The organism is Amycolatopsis coloradensis (genome assembly GCF_037997115.1).
In the GTDB taxonomy this organism is placed as follows: domain Bacteria; phylum Actinomycetota; class Actinomycetes; order Mycobacteriales; family Pseudonocardiaceae; genus Amycolatopsis; species Amycolatopsis coloradensis_A.
Genome location: NZ_CP150484.1, coordinates 4239027 through 4263138 on the forward strand (window position 1 = coordinate 4239027; position 24112 = coordinate 4263138).

Here is a 24112-nt window from a genome sequence, read left to right on the forward strand (position 1 = left end):
CTCCTCGGTATTCACCTGTCCGGAGCCGGCGATGTCGCACACCGTGCCCGTTTTGTCCTGTACGGTGAACATTCAGCCGCCTGCGCACGACCGATCCGAGGAGTACCCCTGATGAGCCTGTTCGACTCGCTGAAGGAAAAGGCCGCCGAGCTTCTCGGTGGCGCGGGCGACAAGGTCAGCGAACTGACCGGCGTCGACCTTTCCGGTGCCGCCGACCAGGTCGCCCAGTCCGCCGGCGGACTGGCCGAGACCGGCCAGGGGCTCGCCGAGAGCGCCACCACCGCGGGCCAGGACGCCGTCGACTCGGCCACTGCGGCCGGTCAAGGCGTCGTCGACTCCACCGGTGCCCTCGGCGACGCCGCCACCGGGCTGGCAGGCGACGTGATCGACCCGAACGCCCGGGGCTGACCGCCCCCGGTCTCCCCGGTATCCCGTGGATACCGGGGAGACCGTCATGTCGTGGTACCCCGTTCCGGCGTTCGGGTGCCGGGAAAAATGAGGCCCGCCCCGCCGTCGTTCGCCGCTAGTCTTGGCGAAACTGACTGATCTGCGGGGGAGCGGACCATGGTCGGAATCTGGATAGCCCTCGGAATGCTCACCTTGGTGATCGGCGTCGCCGTCGTCACCGATCTGCGCGATCGGGGTCGGGGCGGGACGCGCGAGATCATGTTGCCGGGCTGGGCCTCGCGGCGTGCCGACTACACGGAGAACGACCTTGTCCACGGGCGCTGGACGGAAAAGCCGCCGCGTGAGCAGGACGAGGAGTTCCAGCGCAAATACCGGGCGGGTGACGAATAGGGAGTCATGCCGGCCTTGTGTCGCGCACTCTCCGCGCTGCGGATTCCCGTGCCGGATTCGATTCTTTTCGTGAATTCCGCGGAAGGGGTTGGCGTCACACCAAAGGTGGTGACCCCGATCACAGGTGCCTCTCTCATCGTGAGAACATGAGGGTCAAGGTCGCCGGATCCCGGAGGGTGAATGCTCCGCAGAATGCGTCGCTGGCTCGAATTGCTCAGTCTCGGCGGGTTGGCGGTGGTCGGCTTCGCGGTCGGGATCTCCGAACAGCTCGGCCTGCTGGACAAAGTGGCGCCGAAAGGCATCTCCACGCTGACGCTGATCATGGTCAGCGGTGTGGTCGTGGTGCTGCTCGTCGAGCTGACCCCGTTGCGCGCGCTGGAAGACATCCGCGATCGTCTCGCCGGCCTCGACATCGACACCATCGCCGCGAGCCGGCGCCGTTCGCACTACGGCGGCGTGGTCGAAGTGCACAAACGCTTTCCGGACGACGAGTTCGCGGCGCATATCGCGAAGGCCCAGCAGGTGACGATCCTGAACACCTGGATCCCCAACCTGCAACGCCTGGAAAAGGAACTGGAAGCCGCGATCGTCGACCGGCGCGCCCAAGTGCGCATCATGCTGCTGCACCCGAACTCGATGCTGGTGGGGCTACGGGAAGCGGCCGCCTGCACCGGCGGCTGGCGAAGCGTCAGGCCAACCTGAAGGTGCGAGTGTTCAACTCGCAGGCCTCGGTTTCGGTGTACCGGGCGGACGGGCGCTACCTGGTCAGCATGTTCCTGCACGGCCAGCTGGCGATCGATTCACCGCAGTTCGAGATCGAGGGCACGCACGACACCGTGCTCGGCGAACAGATCCAGCGCGAGCTCGACACGTTGTGGGACATCGGCCGCGACGTGGACCTCGGCGACTGGAACCGAAGCATCGACATGATCCGTTTCTGAGCAAGAGGTGTAGTGATGCGCGAACTTGACGAGTTCGAAGACGGTTTGATCGAGCGGTTCCGGAATCACCCGGCGCTGCGTGGCGTCACCGAGCTCTCACCGGAGGACCTGCAGACCGTCCTGCTGCAGCGGCGTTTCCTGTCGCTGGCCTTCACCATGGCCTACGACCTGGCGATCGACCTGCTCACCGACGAACAGTCCAAGCGGATCGCCCGCGTCATCATCCGTGAGGAGTACCCGGACAACGCGTCGCCCGGCAGCACTCCTTCACACCGCGAGGACATGATGACGGACATCCTCGCGCTGGGCGTCCCGCGGGAAGCGCTGGTGCGGTCGCGGAGGACCTTGGCCACGACGGCCTGCGTCGACACCACGATGGAGCTGATCGCCTCGGCGGGGGACTCGAAGCACTCCGACGTCGAACTGCTGACCATCCTGCGCTTCTGGGGCGAGGTGCTGGTCTCCGTCGAATACGGCGAACTGTGGCGCCGCATCGGTCCGGTGCTCGGCGACAAGTCCGTCTTCTATTACCCGCACCATGTGCACGACGCGAAGTCCCGCCCGCTCGCCGCCGCGTCGCCGCTTTCGCTCACCCATTCCGATCAGCTCGGGCTGCGGCTCGTGCAGCTGATCGATTCGAGCGAGGCACAGGAGCGGTTCCGGGAGACGGAGCAGGCGGTCGTCGCGGTCAAGACGTCTTTCTACGACCAGTTCCTGCCCGTCTCGTGAGTGGTAAGGACGGTTAGAACCGTCCTTACCACTCACGAGTCACTCGGCGACGAGACCGGAGAACCGGCCCAGCGTCTCCTCACGCCCCAGCGCCTGGGTGATCGCGTGCAGGTCGGGGCTCCGGGTCGAGCCCGTGATCGCGATCCGGATGATCTGCGAAGCCTCGCGAATGGAGCCAGGGAAGTCTTCGGGGTTCTTCTTGAACTCCTTGGCGTTCTTCGCGAAACCGTGCTTCGCCGCGATCTCGCGGATCTGCTGGAACCATTCCTGGCCGTCGTCGAGCTGCCGGTAGTTCTCGACGAAGTCCCGCGCCACGGCCCGGACGACCTCGGAGTCGACGCCGAGGTCGGCGATCCGCTCGTCGTCGGCGCTCGCGACGGCGGCGTGCAGCTGCGGGAAGAAGAAGCCGTACACGGCGCGGAACTCGCTCCACTTCTTCAGGTCCTTGCGCGGGTTCTCGGCGCCGTCACGCTCGACGGCGAGCGCGCGGAGCGCGAGGTCCGGCTCGGCGTCGAGGACGGTCCGCAGCTCGGGGTCGAACCGCTCCGCCCAGCCGCGGACCTCTTCGAGGATCTCGGCGCCGGTCAGCGTGGCGATGTGGTCGGCCGAGATGTCGTCGAGTTTGACCAGGTCGACGAGCGGGCCGGCGACACCGCATTCGTCGAGGTTGATCGGCTCGGCCAGCGCCTGGTCGAGCGGCATCTCGGCGAGACGGCCGTTGGCGAGGCCGCGCAGGTAGTAGAGGACGGCCTTGGTGGGGTAGCCGGACTCGATGTAGAAGTCGACGCTCGCTTCCGGGTCCTTGCGCTTCGACAGCTTGCGCTTGCTGCCGCCCTCCTGCTTCATCAGCGGCGCGATGTGCGCGTACGTGACCGGCTCGAAGCCGAGCGCGTCGAACAACTGCTGGTGCACCGGCACCGACGAGATCCACTCGTCGCCGCGGATGACCAGGTTGACGCGCATGAGGTGGTCGTCGACGGCGTGCGCGAAGTGGTAGGTCGGCAGCCGGGGGCTCTGGTCGGAGCTCTTGAGGATGACGACGTCGTTGCGGTTGGCCTCGGCCTCCAGCGGGCCGCGGATGGCGTCGGTGAAGCGGGCGCGGGCGCCGGTGTCGTCGGGCGCGCGGAAGCGCACGACGTACGGGTCTCCGGCGTCGAGCTTGGCCTGGACGTCGGCGGGGTCGGCGTCGCGCCAGATGGCCCACGAGCCGTAGTAGCCGGTCGGCAGTTTCGTCGCCTGCTGCCGGGCGGTGATCGCCGCCAGTTCGTCCTTGGTGGCGAAGTCGAGGTACGCGCGGCCGGCGCGGAGCAGGTGACGGACGTAGGTCAGGTAGATCTGCTCGCGCTCGGACTGCTGGTACGGACCGTAGTCGCCGCCGCGGTGGATGTCCTCGTCGGCGACGAGGTCGAAGTAGGCGAACCCGCGCTCGAACTGGTCGATGGCGCCTTCGACCTCGCGGGACCGATCGGTGTCCTCGACCCGGACGAGGTAGCGGCCGCCGCTGCGGCGGGCGACGTCCTGGTCGATGGTGGCGACGTAGACGCCGCCGATGTGGACGAAGCCGGTCGGCGAGGGGCCGAAACGGGTGACCAGGGCACCCTCGGGGAGCGCGCGGGCGGGGTATCGCTGTTCCCAGTGCTCGGGCTCGGGCAGGTCGGCGGGGAAGAGGGCGTCGATGACTGCTCGGTCCAGCATGGCGGTTCAGATCTCCCGGCGTCGTGGTGCATGGCGGTTTTCGCCACCGAAGAGCCTAACCGCCCGGCGTTCCGGCCTGGTGAGGGTGGTCCCGAAGCCGGATCGAGACGTGCTTTTTCGTCGGTGCGCCCCGGTAAAATAGGCCTTGCCGGACATTCGGGGAGGAAATCGGTGACCACCGATAGCTCGCTTCGTGAAGAACCCCAGCTCACCATCCGACCAAAGCCCTCGGCGTTCTTTCTGCGCCGTCGTTTTCTCCGCACTTTCGGGCCCGCGCTGGTACTGGCCGTCAGCGGCCTGATCGTCCTGCTCGTGAGCGGCACCGTCGTGGTGCCGTTCCAGCAGACGCTGGTCCTGCGCGGCAAGATGGGCTCCAAATCGGATCTCTTCGAGGACGCGAAGGTCCAGGAAATCCTGATGCGTCACCACATCCGGGTCCACGTGACCAGGACGGGATCGCGGGACATCGCCACGCACGACCTCAGCCAGTACGACTTCGTGTTCCTGTCGGGCGAGCCCGCCGCGAGCCTCGTCCGGCGGTCCAGGGCCAACGAGTGGACGGGCAGCGCACGGCAGCCGTTCACCAGCCCGATCGTCCTCGCCACGTACCGTCGTTACGCGGAAACGCTGCTGGGCAAAGGAATCGCGGCGAAGCCGCCAGGTCAGGACCTCTACTACACGCTGGACACCGACAAGTTCATCCAGGTGATGAAGCGGGGGGAGACCTGGGATTCGCTGGGCGTCCGGGACCACGGCGCCGCGAACGGCAACCGGGTGCTGGCGCAGACCTCGAACATCTGTGACTCGAATTCGGGCGCGACGTACCTGATCTTGCTGACGTTCCTGGAGAACGGCCGTCAGGTCCCGGTCGTCGACCCGCGGCCGGCGGGGCCGCCGAACCTTTCGAACGCGAAGGAGCTGGCCAACCGGGTCAAACCCCTCGTGGCGGCCCAAGGCTTCCCGTCGTCCGATCTGTCGGAGTCCTACGCGAACCTCGCCGAGGGCGACAAGCCGATCGTCGTCATCTACGAGCACCAGTACCTCGCCATGCAGCTGCGGGCCAAGGCGCAGAGCGGGCAGCCGGATCACGACCGGGTCCTGCTGTACCCGAAGGACAACATCCTGACGAAACCGCAGTTCCTCGCCCTGAAGCCGGAAGCGGAGCGGCTGGGCGAACTGATCACCTTCGATCCCGATCTGCAGCGCCGCGCGATGGAGCTCGGCTTCGGCGTCGCGACCCCCGCGGGCAGCACGAAGAGCGCGCGCCTGTACGACTTCCTGCGCGGACAGGGGCTGCCGACCCCGGAGATCGCGGACAACGACAGCACCACGCCACTGCCGGACAACCTGGTGCTGGAAGAGATGATCAAGACGGCCGGGGACTGCCCGTGAAGCGGCCGCTCGCGGTCCTGTGCTGCCTGCTCCTGGTGGTCGCCGCCTGTACGAGTGGCGGCGAGAAGGTGAAACTGCGCGTGCTCGCCAGTTCCGAACTGGCCGACCTCGGCCCGATTCTCGAGGACCTTCGCGGGGAAACGGGAATAGAACTGGAAATGGATTTCCGGGGAACGGTCGACGCGAGCACTTCCCTCACGCCGGGGAAAGCGACGCACGATCTCGCCTGGCTTTCCACCGACCGGTATTTCCAGCTCAAGTACCGGCAATCGGGCGACAAGGGGGAACGGCCGCTCGCGACCAAGACCATGGTGTCGCCGGTCATCGTCGGGATCACCCCGGCGAAGGCGGCGGAGCTGCGGCGAGGCAAACCCGACGGGAAGCTCTCGTGGGCGGATCTGGCGGACGCGGCGGCGGGCGGCGGCTTCCGGTTCGCGATGGCGGATCCGGCCAAGTCGACCAGCGGGCTCACCTCGCTCGTGGGAGTGGCGACGGCCGCCGCGGGCACCGGTGCCGCGTTGCGCCTCCAGGACGTCGAATGCGACAAGCTCCAGGGCTTCCGCACCGGGCACACGCTCACGGCGGACACGTCGGCCGCGGTGGCCGAGCGGTTCGCGGAGCGCCAGGACGTGGACGCGATCATCGGGTACGAGTCCACGCTGCTCTCGCTCAACGCGAGCGGCAGGCTCAAGACGCCGCTGGAGCTGGTGTACCCGCGTGACGGCATCGTCCAGTCCGACTACCCGGTCCTGCTGCTCGACCCGGCCAAGCGGGAGGTGTACGACAAGGTCGTCTCCTGGCTCAGGAGCCCGGCGACGCAGAAGAAACTGATGGAAAGGACCCTCCGGCGACCGATCACCGGCGACGTGGGGCTGGATCCCAGGCTGCCGGCCTCGATCGGGAACTCGCTGTACTTCCCCGACGAACAGGCCGTCATGGACAAACTCCTCGCCGATTACGCGGCCACCGCCGGCCGCGCTCCCGGGCGGGTGATCTTCGTGCTGGACTTCTCCGGTTCGATGAAGGGACCGAGGATCGCCGCGCTCCGGGCGACCTTCGCCGGGCTGAGCGGCGGACCGGACGGCGGGTTCGACCGCTTCTACCGCGGCGAGCGGCTCACAGTCCTGCGTTTCGGCGGGAAGATACTGGGGGACAGGGAGTTCACCGTCGGCGGACCCCAGGATCTCGCCGCGCTGCGGGCCTTCATCGCCGCCGAGGAATTCGACGGCCGCACCGCGGTCTGGTCGGCGCTCGGCGAGGCTTACGCGAAGGCAGGCGCCCATCGCCGTGCCGAACCGGACCGGAGCGTCTCGATCGTGCTGATGACCGACGGCGAGAGCAACACCGGGCCGGGCATCGAAGAATTCCTGCGCGCGCCGAGGGATCCGGGCGTGCACACGTACACCATCCGGTACGGCGAGGCCGATCCCGCCGAACTGGAGCGCGCGGCCGTGGCCACCGGTGGCCGGATGGTCGACGCGAACGCGACATCCCTGCTCAAGGCCTTCAAGGAGATCCGTGGCTGCCGATAATCTGTGGTGGGACGTCTGGGGACTGTGGCTGGCGGTCTGGGTGCTGACCGTGGCCGCCTTCCTCGTCGCGGTCGTCGTTTTCCTGCGGCACTGGCGCCGCGCGCGTTCCGACGGCGATCAGGGCATGATCCGGGGCATCGGCTTCTACCTGCACACGAAATCCGTGATGGGCCTGTATCAGTTGCATCGCTACAACGAGGCGCTGGAACAGGAGGTGGAGAAACGGAAGAGCCGGGGCTGGCGATTCTGGGGGTCGACCGGATTCGGCCCGCTGAAAGGGGAATCGGAGCGCACCGACACCGACGAGGAGTTCCGGCGGTACATCCGCAGGGCCGAGCCGATCACGGTGATCGGCATCGTGACGAAGGTGCTGGAGAAGCACCACGACATCATCTACGTGGACCTGGCGAAACAGGAACTGGTCCACAACCGGGCGCTGGTGAAGGAACTCGGCTGGGCCGACGGTCCCGAGAGCACCCGGCAGCTCAAGACCCGGCTGAGGGGTGTCGAGGCGTTCGTCTCCGTGAAGGGCCTGTTCCGTAAACGCTCCCAGACCGACACCGAGACGGTTTTCGTCGCGCCGTACGGCAATCCGGACGATCCGGAGCGCAGCAGGCGGATCCGCTTCACCTGCGTCACCAGCGACCTGCGGGACACCGCGCCCGCCGGTGCGTTCCGGGCGCGGTGTCTCGGCAAGGTCGAGGACTGGGACCCCGAAACCGGTGAGCTCGTCGTTCACCCCATCGCGATCTTCAAATGACTTAGTGCGCCGAAGGTCGAACGTGCCTTGGCGCGTGCGGGGTCGTGAGTGGTAAGTGTCGTTCTAACGACCCGAAACACTCACGACCACCCAGCGGCCATCGGCGCGAAAGCCACTTCCGGGACATGACTTCGGCCGGGCCGCCGCACGGCTGCACATGACCCAGCCGCCGCTGAGCCGGGCCATCCGGCAGCTGGAGAACGACCTTGGGCGTCGTCCTGCTGCTCCGCTCGGCCGCCGGCGTCGAGCCCACCCCCGCCGGGACCACCTTGTACGCCGAGGCCCGCACCCTGCTGGACCAGGCCGATCGTGCCCGCGCCCGGGTGCTGGAGGCGGCCGGGCCCGCGACGCTCACCGTCGGCACCCTGGCCGACGGAGCGGGGGAGTCGGGCACCCGGCTGGCCGCGGCGTTCCGGCGACGGCATCCCGAGGTGTCGATCCGCTTCCGCGAGACGGATTTCACCGATCCCACCACCGGGCTGCGCGCCGGGCTGGCCGACGTCGCGCTGACCCGGTCGCCGTTCGACGAAACCGGGCTCAGCGTCCGCGTCCTGCGTTCCGACCCGGTAGGGCTCGTCCTGCGCACCGGCGACCCGCTCGCCGATCATGCGTCGCTCCGGCTGGCCGACGTCGCCGATCGTCCCTGGTTCCAGCTGCCGGAGGGTACGGATCCGCTGTGGCGCGAGTACTGGAACGGGGGCGCGCCCATCGGGGAGCGCCGCGCCGGACCGGTGGTGCGCACGGTCGGGGAGTGCCTTCAGGCCGTCCTCTGGAACGGCTCGGCCGGGATCGCGCCGCTCGGGCACGCGCTGCCCGACGGGCTCACCTGGGTGCCGCTGGCCGACATGCCCCGAGTCCGCTGGTCGTCGCCTGGGTGACCGCGCGGGAGAACCCGCTGATCCGGTCGTTCGCGCGGATCGCCGTCGAAAGCCACCGCTAGACCGCACTTGCAAGTGCGTACTTCCCTTCGGAGAGCGGCTCCCCGAAAGTGAGTCACAGCTTCGCTCACCATCCACAAGGGAGTCCACGTCATGTCGAGACCCGCTGCCAGGTCACGGATCCAGGTCGGCCGCACCACGGTCACCTACCTGCCCGACGGCCACGCCTGGCTCAACCCCGCCGTTTTCCTGCCATCGAGCGTCCCGTCCGGCTGGGCGGCCCACGACGCGTTCCTCGACGAACGCGGGTGGTTCCCGGTCAGCATCGGCTCCTTCCTGATCCGCACCGGAGACCGGAACGTCCTGGTGGACCTGGGTCTCGGCGCGGCCGACTTCACCTTGCCCGGTGCCGCCGAGTTCCACGGCGGCGGCCTGCTCGGCGCCCTGGCCGCGGAGGGCCTGACACCCGAAGACGTCGACACCGTGATCTACACGCATCTGCACCATGACCACGTCGGCTGGACGACGAACGTCCCGCCCTCACCGGACGGCACGAGCGGGCCGGTGACCGGGCTGACCTTCCCGGCGGCGCGGCATCTCGTCAGTGAACGCGAATGGGCGCATTGGTCCGGCACGAACGACCCGGCCGGTCCGGATCCGCTCGCCGTCCAGCGGCCACTGGCCGAGGTGATCGGTTTCTTCGGCGACCGCGACGTCATCGCGCCAGGGGTGCGGATACTCGCCACGCCGGGGCACACGCCCGGCCACAGCAGCGTCGTGGTCACCGATCCGGCCGAGGAGGACTCCCGTCGTGTCGTCGTACTCGGCGACGTCATGCACTGCCAGGTGCAGATCACCGAAAGCCACTGGACGTTCGCGTTCGACGTCGATCCGGCGGAGGGCGTCGCCACCCGCGAGCAGCTGCTGAAGGAGATCGAGGACGACCGGACGATCCTCGCGGGCGGGCATTTCGCCGGGCAGGTGTTCGGCCGGGTCCTGCCGCCCACGATGCGCCGGGTCTGGGCCGCCGGCGAGGCCACCGGATAACGTCGAGGCATGCCGGAGCCATCCCGCCGCCGTCCCCGTCCAGGCACTCCAGGCCAGGTTCTGGCCTGGTTGCCGGACGGGCGGCCAGCCGACGTGTACAGCGCGCCATGCCCCTCACGGCAGGTGCTGGATCGCATCGCGGACAAATGGACCGCGCTGATCGTCGGCTGCCTCTCCACGGGGACGAAGCGCTACAGCGAACTGCGCGCCGCGATCGACGGTGTCAGCGAGAAGATGCTCACCCAGACCCTGCGCGGCCTCGAACGCGACGGGATGGTCGCGCGCACCGTGCATCCGACGGTGCCGCCCAAGGTCGAGTACACGTTGACCGAGCTCGGCCACACCCTCACCGCACCGTTGGCGGTGATCCGGGACTGGGCCGAAGCTCATATCAACGAGATCATCGAAGCCAGGACGCGGTACGACGACGTGGTGTAGAAACACCGGCTCCGGGGCATTCACCGGCATGCCGGACTCATCTTCAGAACCCGACGAGGCGACCGTCGACGCCGTCGGAAAGCTGGTCTTCGCCCTCGAAACGGTCGAGCAGGCGCGCGGTCACCTGTACGCCTTCCATCACCTCACGGGGACCGCCGACTTCGCCCTCGGCGAGGCCGTCGAAGCCCTCCGGAAGGCCGGGCACGCGGACTGGGCCGACCGGATCGAGACCGAGCTGATCGGGCTCAACGTCCTGCCAGAGCGGTGGACCTTTCAGCTGATCGAGGAGTACGACGACGGCTACTACCAGGCCTACCGCGACATGACGCGGGACGTCACCGATGACCTGACCGGAGGGCGGCGTCACCTGCACGAAGAGCGGATCAAGCGCAGCAGGCGTACGGAGGGGCGGCCCGGACACGAGATGGGGCGGCCGAGCGGCTGAGCTACTTGCAGGGGTCGTGCCCCCAGTTCATCAGCGAATACCGCCAGGTCGTGTTCTCGACGTCGCCGGACGGTCGCTGCGCGAGGTGCCGGTGCACGTAGCCGACCACCTTGCGCATGTGCTGTTCGTCCTTTTCGGAGAGTTCCGCCTTCTTGGTGCGCAGCATCGTGACGATCCGGCGGCCTGACTCGTGGCCGACCGACTCGCCTCCGTCCTTGTGCTGCCCCGCCCGGCGGGACTCGTCGGTCTTCAGCCACTTCTCGAGTTCCGTCGCGGTCATGTTGACCGCTTCGCCGAACTCGGTCCGGACGTCCTTGTCTTCGCTCACAGCTTCTCCAGTGCCTCGGGCTTGTGCACCGCTTCGCCACCGCTCTTGTCACTGCGCACCAGGTACTGCGGCTCCTCCTTGGACGCGCGGACGGTGCGGCCGCCCGCCTCGGTGTCGGAGGTGATCTCCTTCAGGACTTCACCTTCGGCGTGCCCGCCGTGACTGTTCCAGCGGACCTTGTCGCCTTTGCGGAATCGCTCGGTCATCGCACTCCTTCTCGTCGTGGACGGTCCGACGCGGGCCAGACGTAGGGCAGGTCGTCGGGGACGTCCGGGAAACTCGCGCGGTAGTGCTCGGGTTGTTTGCGGACGAGCGCGGACTGGTGGCTGCGGTGGAAGTCCGGGTCGCCGAGCCAGGGCGGAAGCTCTTTCGCCTCCGCGAGCCGGTCCTGGGCGCGGATCCGGTCCAGTCCGGTGGTGCGGAGCAGATCCAGCCGCAGTGTTTCGCGGCAGGTGTCCTGGCGGCCGGTCTCGCACCAGACCTCGCAGATGTCGAAGCCGTACCGGACGAGCGCTTCCTCGTAGCCCGCCCACATCGCCGCGGCCGGATGGTGCCGCCAGCCGTACCCCGGCACCGTCAGCGCGCGCAGCACCTGGATCGTCTCGACCCGCTGCTTTCCGAGCCTCCGCTGGTCGAGGACGGAAGCGGAGGCCCGGAAGTCGGCGAACGGGAGAAACGTCTGCACACTGGCGGTTTCCCGCGTCGTCGCGGGTTCAAACCGATCAGAAGATCGACCAGCCGGTCAGGGTGGTGAACCGGTCCAGCGCCGCGACACCCGCGACGGAGTTGCCGCGGGGGTCCAGTCCCGGGCTCCACACGCAGATCGAGCACCGGCCGGGGACGATCGCGACGATGCCGCCGCCGACCCCGCTTTTGCCGGGAAGCCCGACACGATAGGCGAATTCGCCCGCGGCGTCGTAGGTGCCGCAAGTCAGCATCACCGCGTTGACCCGCTTGGCCGCGCTCCGCTCGAGCAGCCGGGAGCCGTCGTTGCGCACGCCGTGGCGCGCGAGGAACACCGCCGCGCGCGCGACGTCGCCGCAGTTCATCGCGATCGAGCACTGACGCACGTACTGATCGAGGACCGCGGGCACCGGATGACGCATGTTCCGGTACGACGCCATGAAATACGCGAGCGCGCGATTGCGGTCGGCGTGGGCGGCCTCCGACGCGGCCACCTCGGCGTCGATCCCGATGTCCGCGCGGCCGCTTTCGTCGCGGAGGAACCGAAGCAGTGTCTCCGCCGCGTCGCCGTGGTGCGCCAGTTCGTCGGTCACCACGAGCGCGCCGGCGTTGATGAAGGGATTGCGGGGGATCCCGTCCTCGTTCTCGAGCTGGACCAGCGAGTTGAACGGGTTGCCGGACGGCTCGCGGCCCACCCGTTCCCACACCCCGTCGCCGTGGGAGAGCGCGAGCGCCAGGGTGAAGACCTTCGACATGCTCTGGATGGAGAACGGCGTCTCCCAGTCGCCGACGCCGTGCACCCCACCGTCCACTTCGGCCACCGCCATGCCGAACCGTCCGGGGTCGACCCTGGCCAGGGCGGGGATGTAGTCCGCGACGGAGCCGCGGCCGATCTCCGGCGCGACGTCGTCGGCGATCCGGTCCAGCAGCGCTGCGAGGTCCACGGCCGTAGCGTAGAAGCGCCCCTTCGCGCGCGAAGATCGGGGTTCGCCGGTGAACTTGTCAAATCGAAACGGGAAATTCCAGTAAAACCACCAGAGTGACGTCCCGCACACCTTAAGTCTTCCTTAGCACTGTTGGTGACCTGCCGCACACGCTCTAGCGTCTGGCAACCATGGATTCCTCGCTGCTCACCGAAAAAGGTGAAAGCTACTCAAAAGCACTGGGCAACCGCCAAGTGCAGATGATCGCCATCGGCGGCGCGATCGGCGTCGGGCTGTTCCTCGGTGCCGGTGGCAAGCTCCACCAGGTCGGGCCATCGCTGGTCCTGTCGTACGCGCTCTGCGGTATCGCCGCGTACTTCGTGATGCGCGCTCTCGGTGAGCTCGTGCTGCACGAGCCGACTTCCGGCAGTTTCGTCACCTACGCCCGCAAGTTCATCGGGCCGTGGGCGGGTTTCGCCTCCGGCTGGATGTACTGGGTGAACTGGGCGATGACGGGGATCGCGGAGATCACCGCGGTGGCCATCTACGTGCACAAGTGGCTGCCCGACGTGCCGCAGTGGATCACCGCCCTGGTCGCGCTCGGTGTGCTGATCCTGGTGAACCTGCTTTCGGTGAAACTGTTCGGCGAGCTGGAATTCTGGTTCTCGGTGGTCAAGGTGCTGGCCATCGTGGTCTTCCTGGTCACCGCGGCCGGCCTGGTGCTCACCAGCGCCGACATCGGCGGCACCACGGCGGGCGTGCACAACCTGACCGCCCACAATGGATTCTTCCCGGCAGGCATCGGCATCGCGCTGATGACCCTGCAGGCGGTCATCTTCGCGTACTCGGCGATCGAGGTCGTCGGTATCGCCGCCGGCGAGACCAAGGACGCCCGCAAGGTGCTGCCGAAGGCCATCAACGGGGTCGTCTGGCGGATCGGCGTGTTCTACGTGGGATCCGTTCTGCTGCTGGCGATGCTCCTGCCGTGGCCCTTCTACAACGGCGGCGAGAGCCCGTTCGTCACCGTGTTCAGCAGGCTCGGGATCCCGGGCATCGGCGACGTGATGAACGCGGTCGTGCTCACCGCCGCGCTGTCGAGCTGCAACTCCGGGCTCTATTCGACCGGCCGCATCCTGCGGGCGCTCGCGGACAAGGGCGAGGCGCCGAAGTTCGTCGGCCGGATGAGCGGCCGCCACGTGCCCTACGGCGGCATCCTGTTCACTTCCGGCGCGTACGTGCTGGGCGTGGTGCTCAACTACCTGGTCCCGAAGGACGCCTTCGACATCGCGATCGCGATCGCCTCGCTCGGCGTGATCACCACCTGGGCGACGCTGATCTTCTGCCAGATGCGGCTGCGTCAGGCGGCGCTGCGCGGAGAGCTGGAAAGGCCGTCCTACCGGATGCCTTGGGCGCCCTACAGCGGCTGGGCGACGCTGGGCTTCCTCGCGCTGGTGGTCGTCCTGATGGGCTTCTCCGACGGCGCCGAGAAGATCGCGTTCTACTCGATCCCGGTGCTGGTCGTGGTACTGGCGGTCGGCTGGCGGATCGTCGGGAAACGACAGCGGCAAGAGGTGCGCTGACTGATGACCCGCATTTCGTCCTCTGAACGCGTTGCCGCATTCAGAGGACGAAATGCGGTGATCAGCTGGAGGTCGGGAAGTGGAAACCGGCGGCGGAGTGCGGCCAGCGTGTCGTGACGACCTTCGCCCGCGTGTAGAACCGGACGCCCGCCGGGCCGTGGATCGGGCTGTCCCCGATGAGGGAGTCCTTCCAGCCGCCGAAGGAGTAGTACGACATCGGCACCGGGATGGGCACGTTCACCCCGATCATCCCGACCTTCACCTCGCGCTGGAACCGCCGCGCGGCCTCGCCGCTGCCGGTGAAGACCGCGGTCCCGTTGCCGTACGGGTTCGCGTTGATCAGCGCGATCGCCTCGTCCAGAGTGGACACTCGCACGATGCCGAGCACCGGCCCGAAGATCTCGTCGCGGTAGGCGGCCATCTCGGTGGTCACATGGTCCAAAAGGGACGGTCCGACGAAGAAACCCTCTTCGTGCCCGGCGACCTTGAGGTCCCGGCCGTCGACCACCACGGTCGCGCCCTGCTCCGCACCGAGGGCGACGGAGTCGACCACCCGCTGCCGCGCGGCCTCCGTGACCACCGGGCCCATGTCGTTGCCCGCCTCGTGCCCGGGGCCGACCTTGATCTCGGCGGCCTTGCGCTCGAGGATCTCGACCAGCCCGTCGCCCGCCGAACCCACGGCGACGGCGATGGAGATCGCCATGCAGCGCTGCCCGGCGGAACCGAACGCGGCGGCCGTCAGATGGTTCGCGGCGTACTCCAGATCGGCGTCGGGCAGGACGACGGCATGGTTCTTGGCCCCGCCCAGCGCCTGCACGCGTTTGCCGGTGGCCGTCGCGCGTTCGTGGACGTACTTGGCGATCGGGGTCGACCCGACGAACGACACTGCGGCGATATCGGGATGCTCCAAAATCGCGTCGACCGCGACCTTGTCCCCGTTGACCACGGTGAAGACGCCGTCCGGAAGCCCCGCCTCCGCGTACAGCTCGGCGACCAGCCGGGACGCGGACGGGACCCGCTCGCTGGGCTTGAGGACGAACGTGTTGCCCGCCGCGATGGCGATCGGGTGCATCCACAACGGCACCATGATCGGGAAGTTGAACGGCGTGATCCCGGCGACGACGCCGAGCGGCTGCCGGAAGTCGTGCACGTCCACGTCCCGCGAGACCTGGTCGGAGAAGCCGCCCTTCAGCGCGTCGGCGATCCCGCAGGCGTACTCGACGATCTCGCGCCCGCGGACGATCTCGCCGCGCGCGTCGTCGATCACCTTGCCGTGCTCGGCGGAGATGATCCGGGCGAGTTCGTCCTCGTGCTTCACCAGCAGCTCGCGGAAGGCGAACATCACCTTCGTCCGCTGTGACAGCGACGAATCACCCCACGACTCGAACGCCTTCCCCGCGGCGGCCACCGCGGTGTCCACAGCGGACGGTTCCGCGAGGAGTACCTCCGCCTGTGGCCGTCCCGCGGCGGGATTGTACACCGGGGCCGTGCGGGTGGAGCCGGCCGTGGTCGCGGCGCCGTTGATCCAGTGGTCGATGGTCTTCACGCGTTGTCCTCCACAGGTGTTCACAGCAGTCCGACGGCCGTGTCGACGGCCTTGGCGACGTCGCCGTCGTGCGGGTAGAGCAGGGACCGGCCGACCACGAGCCCTTGCACGGTCGGCAGCGCGAGCGCGCGTTGCCAGGCGGCGAACGCGGCGTCGGGATCCTTGACCTCGCCGCCCAGCAGGACGGCGGGCAACGTCGAGGCGGCCAGCACGCGCTCCATGTCCTTCACCACCGGGAGTTTCAGCCACGTATAGGCCGACGAGCGGCCGAGGGCGGAGGCGATCGTGATCGAGCGGATCACGGAGTCGGGGGAGAGGTCGGTGCGGAGCCGCCCGTCGACCCAGTCCGCGAGGAACGGCTCGACCAGCGCGATCAGTTTCCGGTCGGCCAGGTCGTTGACCGCCTTCGCGGTGTTCTCGAGGACGCTCGGCGTCGCCGGGTCGGTCAGGCAGATCCTGGTGAGCGTCTTGCCGCCGTCGAACCGCATCCGCTCGATCGTTTCGGCGTCGTAGCAGGCGAACCGGTCGTCGATCTCGAAACTCGATCCCGCGAGTCCGGTGCGGTTCATCGAGCCGATGACGGTCTTGCCGTCGAGGGCGCCGAGGAGCAGCAGGTCGTCGAGGATGTCCGGCGTCGCCAGCACGCCGGTGACCCCGGGACGTTCCAGCGCCAGGCCGAGGCGGTCGAGCAGTTCGCCGCGGTCGGCCATCGCGAGCGGGTCGGAGCCGACTCCGTTCGCGCCGCGAGCCGGATGGTCCGCGGCGATGATCATCGTGCGGCCCTTGTCGTTGAAGGGCGACTTCGCCCGGACGCGGGTCGCGGCGGCCACCGCGACGGCCCCCGGATCGCGCACCCGCGCGGTGACAATCCGGCGCACTGTGTCCGACAACTTCGTACCTCCCGGCTCGCGTGGTCCTGCGACCATCGCAAGCGGCGCGAGACTTTGTCAAGACATATGGACATTAGGTCATAGTGGCAGGTCGCGGTAGGCTCCGCGCATGAAACCCTGGGCGCCCGGCGAGATCGTGGTGGATCCGAACGGTCCGGAGCCGCTGTATTCGCAGGTCGCCCGGCAGATCGGCGCCGCCATCGAAGACGGCAGGCTGCCGAACGGCGCCAGGCTCGACAACGAGCTCGATCTGGCCGCGCGCCTGCACCTGTCGCGGCCGACCATCCGCCAAGCGATCCAGTCACTGGTCAACCAGGGGTTGCTCGTCCGCAAGCGCGGTGTCGGCACGCAGGTCGTGCGCACGAAGGTCGCGCGGCCGCTCCGGCTGAGCAGCCTCTTCGACGACCTCAGCGAACTCGGCGACAAGCCGGAGTCCGTCGTCCTCGTCAACCGGATCGAACCCGCGGGCGACGACGCGATCGAGCATCTCGAGACGCCGGGCCTGACCCACGTCCGGCGGCTGAAGCGGGTGCGTTCGACGGGCGGCGAGCCGCTGGCGATCATGAACAACTACCTGCCTGACGGCCTGATCGCCCCGGCCGACGACGAACTGCGGGACCAGGGCCTCTACCAGCTACTGCGCTCGGCCGGTGTCCGTCTGCACGCCGCCCAGCAGAACGTGGGGGCCCGGCAGGCGACCGAGGAGGACGCCGAACTGCTGGACGAGGAGCCGGGCGCGGCCCTGCTCACCATGCGCCGCACCACTTACGACGACTCGGGCAAGGTCGTGGAGTACGGATGGCACGTCTACCGCGCGTCGCGCTACTCGTTCAACCTCTCACTGACCAACAACGTCTGACGGTTCGCGTTCCAGGTCGGTCTCCAAGGCCGCGTACACCGAAGGACGGAACCGCCGCAGCCAGCCGGCGAGCGCGAGCCCCGCCAGCGCGACCACCAGGAGCAGCCACGGCAGGTGCGGGACGACGCCGTTGCTGGACCCGGCGAGCGTCGGGAAGTTGAGGATCGCCAGGGTCACGATCAGCCCGAGTCCCACCGCGCCCAGTCCGGGGGCGATCAGCGTCTTCGTGACCCGGCGATCCCACGTCCGGCGGAAGTAGACCAGAATCGCCACCGCCGCGAACAACTGCAGGGTGAGGATCCCGAGCGTGCCGAAGCCGGTCATGCTCGCGGTGAGATCGGCGACCGGGTCGAGCCCGGCGAGCCGGAACGTCAGCGCCACCAACGAACCGAAGACCGACTGGGCGATCGAGGCGTAGCGCGGCGCGCCGTTGCGCGGGCTGGTCTTGCCCAGCAGCCGTGGCAGCACGCCGACCCGGCCCAGCGCGTACAGATAGCGGGTGGCCGAATTGTGCAGCGCCAGCAGCGCGGCGAACAGGCTGACCACCAGAAGCAGCAACATCACCTTCGTCAACGGGCCGCCGAGATACTCCTGCGCGACCGACAGCACGAGGTCCCCGCTCGACAAGTGCGCGGCGGCCACGTCCTGCGCCTGCTCGGCGCCGATCGCGCTGACCACGGCCCAGGTCGTGAACGCGGCGAACACCCCGATGAACCCGATCGCGATGTAGGTCGCCCGCGGGATCGTCCGCTGGGGATCCTTGGCCTCCTCGCCGAACAGCGCCGTCGCCTCGAACCCGATGAAAGCGTTGGCGGCGAACAACAACGCCAGGCCGCCCGCCCCCTGGAACACCACGGACGGGCTGAACGCGGCGAACGAGAAGCCGTGCCGGAACAGCACGCTGAAGTCCATGATCAGCAGGATCGACACTTCGAGGATCAGCGAGACACCCAGCACTTTCGCGCTGACCGCGATTCCCCGGCGGCTGAGCAGGAGGACCAGCACGACCGAAAGCGCGCTCCAGAACAGCCAATCGAGTTTCAGGCCGAAGACGTCGTCGATCGCCGTGGAGGTGAAGAACCCGCTCGTGCCGATCGCGCCCGCGACGAAACAGTTGTAGCCGAGCATCGCGACGAACCCGGCGACGAGACCCGGCGTCCTGCCCAGTCCTTTGACCACGAAGGCGTAGAAGCCGCCCGCGCTGGTGAGCACCCGCGACATCTGCGCGTAGCCGACGGCGAACAGCAGCAGAACGACCGTCGCCAGCAGGAACGCCGCGACCATGCCGCCGCCGTTCCCGACCGCGATGCCGATGGCCGCGATCACGATCATCCCGGTCAAGGGCGCGACCGCGGCGAGCACGAGGAAGACGATGCCCGGCACGCCCAGGACGTTCTTGGCGAGCGACGTGTCGTCTCGGCTCATTCGGTGCTCCTCGTCTCGGCGGGACGGCCAGTATGGGAGCGGCCGGGGCGGCGGGCTTTGCCTTTACGCGCGCGGTGGTTGTTCGTCAGCGCCTGGTCTTTCCTTGGCGGAGTGGTAAGTGTTCGTGTGATGAGGCCGGCTTCGGCCACTGTGGCGCGCCGAGGGAAGAGCCGGATCCGGGCGGCCGACGATCATCAATCGGCCGCGTGGCCCGTGCCACTGCTTGCTTTCCGGCCGAGACAGCTACCACTCACGACCGTGGTTCGGGAAAGGAAGGCCATCCGTGCGGCTTGTCCAGGATTTCGATCGTCGCCTGATCGACCAGGAAATACTGCCCACCGTCCTCGCGAGGATTCGTGTAGGCGGCGGTCGCGACCAGACGGCCGAAGTCGGCTATCACCGCGATGGGATAGCCACCGTCGAAGACTTCGCCGTGCGCGGCGGTCGCGACGGTCCCGGTCTCGTACCAGGTGACGAAATACTGCGCCGGGCCGGTTTCGAAGACGCGCAGTGTCGCCTCCTTCTGCCGGACGCCGGCGAAATCACCGGACACGCCGGTCCAGATCATGGTCGTCCGGTCCGCGTAGTGCTGCTCCAGCACGTTCCCGGAGCCGTAGTGGAAGTTCGCGCGGAGCCCGACGAGGTCGGTGCTGAGCGGATGGGTCCCGGTCACGGGGAAGAAGCGGACGTCGAGTTGCACGGGCTGAAACCTCCGGATCGCTGGTATCCGCAGGTTTAGCAGCCCGAAGCACCTCGATCGTTGTCCGGCGAAGCGATCCTGTTGTCGGTGAACGCGAGGATCAGTCGAACATGCCGGGCTGGTAGTCGCCCGCCGGCGTCCGGGCGATGACGTTGAGCCGGTTGTACGCGTTGATCGTGGCGACCAGCGCGATCAGGGCACCGATCTGCTCGTCGTCGTAATGCTTGCGCACCTGCGCCCAGGTCTCGTCGCTGACACCGTGGTGCGCGTCGGCGATGCGGGTGCCCTCCTCGGTGAGCGCCAAGGCCGCCCGCTCCGCCTCGGTGAAGACGTTCGCTTCCCGCCAGGCTGCGACCAGGTTGAGCCGCACCGAGGTCTCGCCGGCGTGCGCGGCGTCCTTGCTGTGCATGTCGGTGCAGAAGCCGCAGCCGTTGATCTGGCTGGCGCGCAGCTTCACCAGTTCCTGGGTCGCGTGCGGCAGCGAGGATTCCTCGATCGGACGGTTCGCGGCGCCGAGACGCTTGACGTACTTGAGGATGACTTCGTTCTCGAACAGGTTGACGCGCGGTTCCATGATCTTTCCTCTCCGTCGGTTCCTGCACACATGACGAGCGGGCTGGAGAGGTTGTGACAGCCTTCGGCGTGACGCCGGTCACACGGGATTCGCCGCCCGGCGATGGGGTATCCGCCGGCATGGGCAACCGTCCGGCCAGCGCCGTCTCGCTGTTCACCGCGGTCGGGACCGGGCTCTGCCTGATCGTGGGGCTGATCGCCCTGATCCGGCATTGGTCGCCGGGATATCTGGCGATCTGGTGCGCCGCGCTGGCCGTGGCCGTCGGCTTCAATCTGTGGGCGGCGAAGGGGCGTGAATGAGATCGGCGAGGATCTCGGCGCCGTCGACGACGCGCGGGCCTGGCCGGTTGAAGTAGGCCGGTCCGTCCAAGATGTGCACGGCCGGGATGTCGTCCCAGCCCGGCAAGCCGGTCAGCAGCGGTAATTCCGCCTTGGTCCGCTCCGGCGGGAAGCCGCAGGGCATGAGCAGTAGCACGTCGGGTCGCGCCTCGGCGACAGCGTCCCAGGTGATGGGGCGAGTGTGTTCGCCCGCGGCGGCGAGCAGGGGGACGCCACCGGCGGCCTCGATCTGCTCCGGGACCCAGTGCCCGGCCGGCCAGAGCGGGTCGAGCCATTCGATGGCCGCCACCCTCGGCCGCGGTCGTCCCGCGACGCGGCCCCGGACGGCCTCCCGGCGTTCCCGGAGAAGACGAGCCTCGGAAGTCGCACGTTCGGGGACACCCAGTACCTCACCGAGCGTGGCCAAACAGCTGAAGACGCCGTCGAGCGTTCGCGGTTCGAGGCTGACCACCCGCGTGTCGCCGTCCAGCGTGCGCACGGTCTCCGAGACCTGCCGGTAGGAGACCGCGCAGACGTCGCAGAGGTCCTGTGTGAGCACGACGTCGGGTTCGGCCTCCGCGAGCAGCGCGGCGTCGAGGGAGTACAGGGCCGAACCGCGATGCTCGCCGTCGACGGCCGCCGAAATCTCCCGGCTCGACAGCACGTCGTGGTCGATCGTGCTGCTCGTGACCACCGGGACGTCGTCCAGCGCGCCGGGTGGCCAGTCGCATTCGTGGGTCCGGCCGGCCAGTGACGGCAGGAGCCCGAGGGTCGCGACGAAGTCGGTCGCGGCGGGGAGCAGCGAGACGATCCGCATCCGCCCACGGTAGGCGACCGGTCCATCCTGCACATCTGCGCGGGGCAAATGCTTGAAAGTGCGCCAATAGAGCATTGACGTTGCACAAAACTGCACCTAACGTGACAGCTATTGCGCACAACTGGCACGGATGGGGAGTTCATGAGCGGGACCTTCATGGCGGCGGAGATCGCGAGCCAGCCCGGCTGCTGGCGGGAAGCGGCGGCGCTGGCCTCGGCGAACAGTGACCTGCTGCCGCCGCCGGGCGCGCGAGTCGCGATCGTCGGCTGCGGCACGTCGTGGTTCATCGGCCAGGCGTACGCCGTCCTCCGGGAGTCCGCCGGGCTCGGCGAGACCGACGCCTTCGCCGCGTCCGAGTTCCCGTCCGCCCGGACTTACGACCACGTCGTGGCGCTGACCAGGTCGGGTACGACGACCGAGGTCCACGCCTTGCTGGCGAAGCTGCGGGGCAAGACGCCGACCATCGCGATCACCGGCGTGCCGCGCGAGATCGAGACCGCCGCGGACACGATCGTCGACCTCTCCGTGGTGGACGAGCGCTCGGTCGTGCAGACCCGGTTCGCCACGACGGCGCTGGCGATGCTGCGCGCCCATCTCGGCGAGGATCTGACCGTGGTCGCCGACCAGGCCGAACGCGTACTCGCCGAACCGCTGCCCGACGAACTCGTCGCCGCGGAGCAGTTCAGCTTCCTCGGCACCGGCTGGTCCGTGGGCATCGCGAACGAGGCCGCGCTCAAGTTCCGCGAGGCGTGCCTGCTGTGGACGGAGTCGTACCCGGCGTGGGACTACCGGCACGGGCCGATCAGCATCAGCGAACCCGGCCGGGTGACCTGGATGTTCGGGCGCGCGCCGGAAGGGCTGGCCGACGACGTCGCCCGCGCGGGCGGCCTGTTCGTCGAGAGCGGCCTGGACCCGCTGGCGGATCTGGTCCGCGCGCAGCGTGTCGCCGGGGCCATCGCCGCCCGCAAGGGACTCGACCCTGACAACCCTCGCAGCCTCACCCGTTCCGTCGTCCTGACCTGAGCTCATCGTGATCGTCACCGTCACGCCGAACACCGCGCTGGACGTCACGTACACAATGGACGGTCTGCGGCCCGGTGACGTGCACCGGGTACGGGAAGTGCGGCACCGGGCGGGTGGCAAGGGCGTCAACGTCGCCCGCGTGCTGCACACGCTCGGTGCCGACGTCCGTGCGATCTTCACGGCCGGTGGCTCGACGGGAGCCGCCGTCGTGGGTGATCTCGCGGCGGCGGGCATTGCGGCGGGCGTCGTTCCGATCGGCGGCGAAACCCGGCGCACCACCACGGTTCTCGCGGGCGACGGATCGGTCACGCTGCTCAACGAGCCAGGGCCACGGCTCACCGGGGACGAATGGCAAGCGCTTGCGGCGGCCGTCCGGGCTCGGAAGCCGGACGTGCTCGTCTGCTCGGGCAGCCTGCCGCCGGGAGCCGGGGGGTACGCCGGGCTCTTCGGTGACGCACCGTCCATCTTGGACACTTCCGGCGATGCGCTGCTCGCCGGACTGGCCGGGAAGCCGACCGTGGTCAAACCGAACGCGGACGAACTGCGCGAAGTCACCGGCCTGCGTGACCCGGTGGCCGCCGCGGCCGAACTCCGCAAGGCGGGAGCGGGCGCCGTCGTCGTCTCGCTGGGACCCGAGGGACTGCTGGCGGTGACCGGATCCGGCACCTGGCACGCGGCGCCGTCCACTGTGCTCCGCGGCAACACCACCGGCGCGGGTGACGCCGTCGTCGCGGCACTGGCGCTGGGGCTCAGCCGCGTCGAACCGTGGCCGGACATTCTGCGCCGTGCCGTCGCGTTGTCCGGGGCGGCCGTGCTCGGCCCGCTCGCCGGCGACGTCGATCTGGCGCACTACCAAGCCGAACAGGGGCTGGTCGCCGTGCGCGCCCGCCCGGACTAGGAGAACTGCCATGCCTCTGGTGGGAACCGGGGAAATCGTCGGAGCCGCCGCGGCGGCCGGGCGCGGCTGCGGCGCGTTCAACGCGATCCAGCTCGAACACCTCACCGCCATCGTCGACGGCGCGGCCGCGGCGGAAGCGCCGGTGATCGTGCAGCTGAGCCAGAACGCCGTGAAGTACCACGGCTCGCTGGCGCCGGTCGGCGCGGCGGCGCTGGCCGTGGCCAGGAGTGCGGACACGCCGGTCGCGGTGCATCTCGACCACGCCGAATCGGCCGACCTCGTCCGCGAAGCGGTCACGCTCGGCTTCGGCTCCGTCATGTTCGACGCGTCCAAACTGGATTACACCGACAACGTGCGCGCCACGCGGGAAGTCGCCGCGTACTGCCACGACCACGGCGTGTGGGTGGAGGCCGAACTCGGGGAGGTCGGTGGCAAGGACGGCGTCCACGCACCCGGCGCGCGCACCGATCCCGACGAGGCGGCGCAGTTCGTCGCGTCCACCGGCGTCGACGCGCTGGCGGTGGCGGTGGGCAGTTCGCACGCCATGCTCACCCGTGACGCCGCACTGGACTTCGAGCTGATCGCGCGGCTGCGGGAGCGGGTGCCGGTGCCGCTGGTGTTGCACGGGTCGTCCGGCGTGCCGGACGACGGGCTGGCCGAGGCGGTACGGGCCGGGATGACGAAGATCAACATCGCCACCCAGCTCAACAAGGTGTTCACCGCGGCCGTCGCGGAGGACTGGCGCGCGCATCCGGAGCGCGTCGATCCGCGAAAGTACCTCGGTGCAGGCAGGGCGGCGGTCGCCGTCGAGGTGCGGCGACTGCTGGGAGTGCTCAAGCTTGATCAGGTTGAACCGGTCAAGGTGACGATTGAGCAGACTTTGCGCGATTGAC

28 protein-coding genes and 1 pseudogene are annotated in these 24112 nt (G+C 68.6%); 18 read left to right on the forward strand and 11 right to left on the reverse strand.

What is annotated here, in order from left to right; translation table 11 throughout:
• The first annotated feature begins 111 nt into the window (after nucleotides 1-111).
• The 5 genes from LCL61_RS19905 (at nucleotide 112) to LCL61_RS19925 (ending at nucleotide 2468) form a co-directional block, all read left to right on the forward strand.
• The gene (locus LCL61_RS19905) at nucleotides 112-408 is read left to right on the forward strand and encodes a hypothetical protein (RefSeq protein WP_340688231.1); all 297 of its coding nucleotides are present in this window, start codon (nucleotides 112-114) and stop codon (nucleotides 406-408) included.
• 156 nt (nucleotides 409-564) lie between these two features.
• On the forward strand, nucleotides 565-798 hold the full coding sequence (locus tag LCL61_RS19910) for a hypothetical protein (protein WP_340688232.1): 234 nt from the start codon (nucleotides 565-567) through the stop codon (nucleotides 796-798).
• 228 nt (nucleotides 799-1026) lie between these two features.
• On the forward strand, nucleotides 1027-1500 hold the full coding sequence (locus LCL61_RS19915; RefSeq protein WP_340688233.1) for a hypothetical protein: 474 nt from the start codon (nucleotides 1027-1029) through the stop codon (nucleotides 1498-1500).
• Between the two features lie 8 nt (nucleotides 1501-1508).
• The gene (locus LCL61_RS19920) at nucleotides 1509-1739 is read left to right on the forward strand and encodes a hypothetical protein (RefSeq protein ID WP_340688234.1); all 231 of its coding nucleotides are present in this window, start codon (nucleotides 1509-1511) and stop codon (nucleotides 1737-1739) included.
• Between the two features lie 15 nt (nucleotides 1740-1754).
• Entirely contained in the window at nucleotides 1755-2468 is a 714-nt protein-coding gene (locus LCL61_RS19925) for a hypothetical protein (protein WP_340688235.1), read from the forward strand.
• Nucleotides 2469-2507: 39 nt separating this feature from the next.
• On the opposite strand, the gene LCL61_RS19930 is transcribed toward LCL61_RS19925, so the two are convergent.
• On the reverse strand, nucleotides 2508-4163 hold the full coding sequence (locus LCL61_RS19930) for a glutamate--tRNA ligase (protein ID WP_340688236.1): 1656 nt from the start codon (nucleotides 4161-4163) through the stop codon (nucleotides 2508-2510).
• Between the two features lie 171 nt (nucleotides 4164-4334).
• Here LCL61_RS19930 and LCL61_RS19935 point away from each other — a divergent pair, with 171 nt between their 5' ends.
• The 7 genes and pseudogenes from LCL61_RS19935 to LCL61_RS19965 all read left to right on the forward strand — a co-directional run bounded on the left by LCL61_RS19935 (nucleotide 4335) and on the right by LCL61_RS19965 (nucleotide 10655).
• Nucleotides 4335-5555 carry a hypothetical protein gene (locus LCL61_RS19935; protein ID WP_340688237.1) on the forward strand — a complete coding sequence of 407 codons (1221 nt, stop codon included), beginning with the start codon at nucleotides 4335-4337 and terminating at the stop codon, nucleotides 5553-5555.
• A complete protein-coding gene (locus tag LCL61_RS19940) occupies nucleotides 5552-7087 on the forward strand; it encodes a vWA domain-containing protein (protein ID WP_340688238.1) in 1536 nt (511 codons plus the stop codon). Before LCL61_RS19935 ends, LCL61_RS19940 begins: the two co-directional genes overlap by 4 nt.
• Complete coding sequence (locus LCL61_RS19945; protein ID WP_340688239.1) at nucleotides 7074-7847, forward strand: hypothetical protein; 774 nt, start codon at nucleotides 7074-7076, stop codon at nucleotides 7845-7847. Before LCL61_RS19940 ends, LCL61_RS19945 begins: the two co-directional genes overlap by 14 nt.
• A 157-nt stretch (nucleotides 7848-8004) precedes the next feature.
• A pseudogene (locus tag LCL61_RS19950) lies at nucleotides 8005-8787 on the forward strand (LysR substrate-binding domain-containing protein).
• Nucleotides 8788-8878: 91 nt separating this feature from the next.
• Nucleotides 8879-9772 carry an MBL fold metallo-hydrolase gene (locus LCL61_RS19955; RefSeq protein ID WP_340688240.1) on the forward strand — a complete coding sequence of 298 codons (894 nt, stop codon included), beginning with the start codon at nucleotides 8879-8881 and terminating at the stop codon, nucleotides 9770-9772.
• Nucleotides 9773-9781: 9 nt separating this feature from the next.
• A complete protein-coding gene (locus tag LCL61_RS19960) occupies nucleotides 9782-10210 on the forward strand; it encodes a helix-turn-helix domain-containing protein (RefSeq protein ID WP_340688241.1) in 429 nt (142 codons plus the stop codon).
• Between the two features lie 28 nt (nucleotides 10211-10238).
• A complete protein-coding gene (locus LCL61_RS19965; protein ID WP_340688242.1) occupies nucleotides 10239-10655 on the forward strand; it encodes a hypothetical protein in 417 nt (138 codons plus the stop codon).
• A gap of 1 nt (nucleotide 10656) precedes the next feature.
• Here LCL61_RS19965 and LCL61_RS19970 read toward each other — a convergent pair whose 3' ends face one another.
• Genes LCL61_RS19970 through LCL61_RS19985 form a run of 4 tightly spaced genes read right to left on the reverse strand, consistent with a single transcriptional unit; the run spans nucleotide 10657 to nucleotide 12611 of the window.
• Nucleotides 10657-10935, reverse strand: a complete 279-nt coding sequence (locus tag LCL61_RS19970) for a DUF3140 domain-containing protein (RefSeq protein ID WP_425342057.1) — start codon at nucleotides 10933-10935, stop codon at nucleotides 10657-10659.
• A gap of 44 nt (nucleotides 10936-10979) precedes the next feature.
• Nucleotides 10980-11189 (reverse strand): DUF2945 domain-containing protein, encoded by a 210-nt coding sequence (locus LCL61_RS19975; RefSeq protein WP_340688244.1) that lies wholly within the window; start codon nucleotides 11187-11189, stop codon nucleotides 10980-10982.
• Nucleotides 11186-11668 (reverse strand): MSMEG_6728 family protein, encoded by a 483-nt coding sequence (locus LCL61_RS19980; RefSeq protein WP_340688245.1) that lies wholly within the window; start codon nucleotides 11666-11668, stop codon nucleotides 11186-11188. Before LCL61_RS19980 ends, LCL61_RS19975 begins: the two co-directional genes overlap by 4 nt.
• Before the next feature lie 37 nt (nucleotides 11669-11705).
• Entirely contained in the window at nucleotides 11706-12611 is a 906-nt protein-coding gene (locus LCL61_RS19985) for a glutaminase (protein WP_340688246.1), read from the reverse strand.
• 170 nt (nucleotides 12612-12781) lie between these two features.
• Between LCL61_RS19985 and LCL61_RS19990 the strand changes: the two genes are divergently transcribed.
• Nucleotides 12782-14170, forward strand: coding sequence for an amino acid permease (locus tag LCL61_RS19990; RefSeq protein WP_340688247.1), 1389 nt, complete (start codon nucleotides 12782-12784; stop codon nucleotides 14168-14170).
• A 61-nt stretch (nucleotides 14171-14231) separates the two neighbouring features.
• Here the strand turns inward: LCL61_RS19990 and LCL61_RS19995 are convergent, their stop codons facing one another.
• Both LCL61_RS19995 and LCL61_RS20000 read right to left on the reverse strand, forming a co-directional pair.
• Nucleotides 14232-15716 (reverse strand): CoA-acylating methylmalonate-semialdehyde dehydrogenase, encoded by a 1485-nt coding sequence (locus LCL61_RS19995; protein ID WP_340688248.1) that lies wholly within the window; start codon nucleotides 15714-15716, stop codon nucleotides 14232-14234.
• A 20-nt stretch (nucleotides 15717-15736) separates the two neighbouring features.
• Nucleotides 15737-16606 carry a Cgl0159 family (beta/alpha)8-fold protein gene (locus tag LCL61_RS20000; protein WP_340688249.1) on the reverse strand — a complete coding sequence of 290 codons (870 nt, stop codon included), beginning with the start codon at nucleotides 16604-16606 and terminating at the stop codon, nucleotides 15737-15739.
• A 109-nt stretch (nucleotides 16607-16715) separates the two neighbouring features.
• Here LCL61_RS20000 and LCL61_RS20005 point away from each other — a divergent pair, with 109 nt between their 5' ends.
• Complete coding sequence (locus tag LCL61_RS20005; protein WP_340688250.1) at nucleotides 16716-17465, forward strand: GntR family transcriptional regulator; 750 nt, start codon at nucleotides 16716-16718, stop codon at nucleotides 17463-17465.
• Here the strand turns inward: LCL61_RS20005 and LCL61_RS20010 are convergent.
• From LCL61_RS20010 to LCL61_RS20020, 3 genes are all read right to left on the reverse strand, one after another.
• A complete protein-coding gene (locus tag LCL61_RS20010; RefSeq protein ID WP_340688251.1) occupies nucleotides 17445-18890 on the reverse strand; it encodes an APC family permease in 1446 nt (481 codons plus the stop codon). The two genes, LCL61_RS20005 and LCL61_RS20010, sit on opposite strands and share 21 nt — an antisense overlap.
• Nucleotides 18891-19140: 250 nt before the next feature.
• Nucleotides 19141-19590 (reverse strand): MoaF C-terminal domain-containing protein, encoded by a 450-nt coding sequence (locus tag LCL61_RS20015; RefSeq protein ID WP_340688252.1) that lies wholly within the window; start codon nucleotides 19588-19590, stop codon nucleotides 19141-19143.
• Between the two features lie 100 nt (nucleotides 19591-19690).
• On the reverse strand, nucleotides 19691-20164 hold the full coding sequence (locus tag LCL61_RS20020; RefSeq protein ID WP_340688253.1) for a carboxymuconolactone decarboxylase family protein: 474 nt from the start codon (nucleotides 20162-20164) through the stop codon (nucleotides 19691-19693).
• Between the two features lie 53 nt (nucleotides 20165-20217).
• On the opposite strand from LCL61_RS20020, the gene LCL61_RS20025 reads away from it, so the two are divergent.
• The gene (locus tag LCL61_RS20025; RefSeq protein WP_340688254.1) at nucleotides 20218-20463 is read left to right on the forward strand and encodes a hypothetical protein; all 246 of its coding nucleotides are present in this window, start codon (nucleotides 20218-20220) and stop codon (nucleotides 20461-20463) included.
• Here LCL61_RS20025 and LCL61_RS20030 read toward each other — a convergent pair.
• Entirely contained in the window at nucleotides 20432-21298 is an 867-nt protein-coding gene (locus LCL61_RS20030; protein WP_340688255.1) for a cobalamin-binding protein, read from the reverse strand. The genes LCL61_RS20025 and LCL61_RS20030 overlap by 32 nt on opposite strands.
• A 141-nt stretch (nucleotides 21299-21439) precedes the next feature.
• Here LCL61_RS20030 and LCL61_RS20035 point away from each other — a divergent pair, with 141 nt between their 5' ends.
• From LCL61_RS20035 to LCL61_RS20045, 3 genes are read left to right on the forward strand one after another with little or no spacing between them, the layout of a single operon-like run.
• Nucleotides 21440-22321: a sugar isomerase gene (locus LCL61_RS20035; RefSeq protein ID WP_340688256.1), complete on the forward strand. Its 882-nt coding sequence runs from the start codon at nucleotides 21440-21442 to the stop codon at nucleotides 22319-22321.
• A gap of 7 nt (nucleotides 22322-22328) precedes the next feature.
• A complete protein-coding gene (locus LCL61_RS20040) occupies nucleotides 22329-23219 on the forward strand; it encodes a 1-phosphofructokinase family hexose kinase (protein ID WP_340688257.1) in 891 nt (296 codons plus the stop codon).
• A gap of 10 nt (nucleotides 23220-23229) precedes the next feature.
• Entirely contained in the window at nucleotides 23230-24111 is an 882-nt protein-coding gene (locus LCL61_RS20045) for a class II fructose-bisphosphate aldolase (protein WP_340688258.1), read from the forward strand.
• Nucleotide 24112 lies beyond the last annotated feature (1 nt).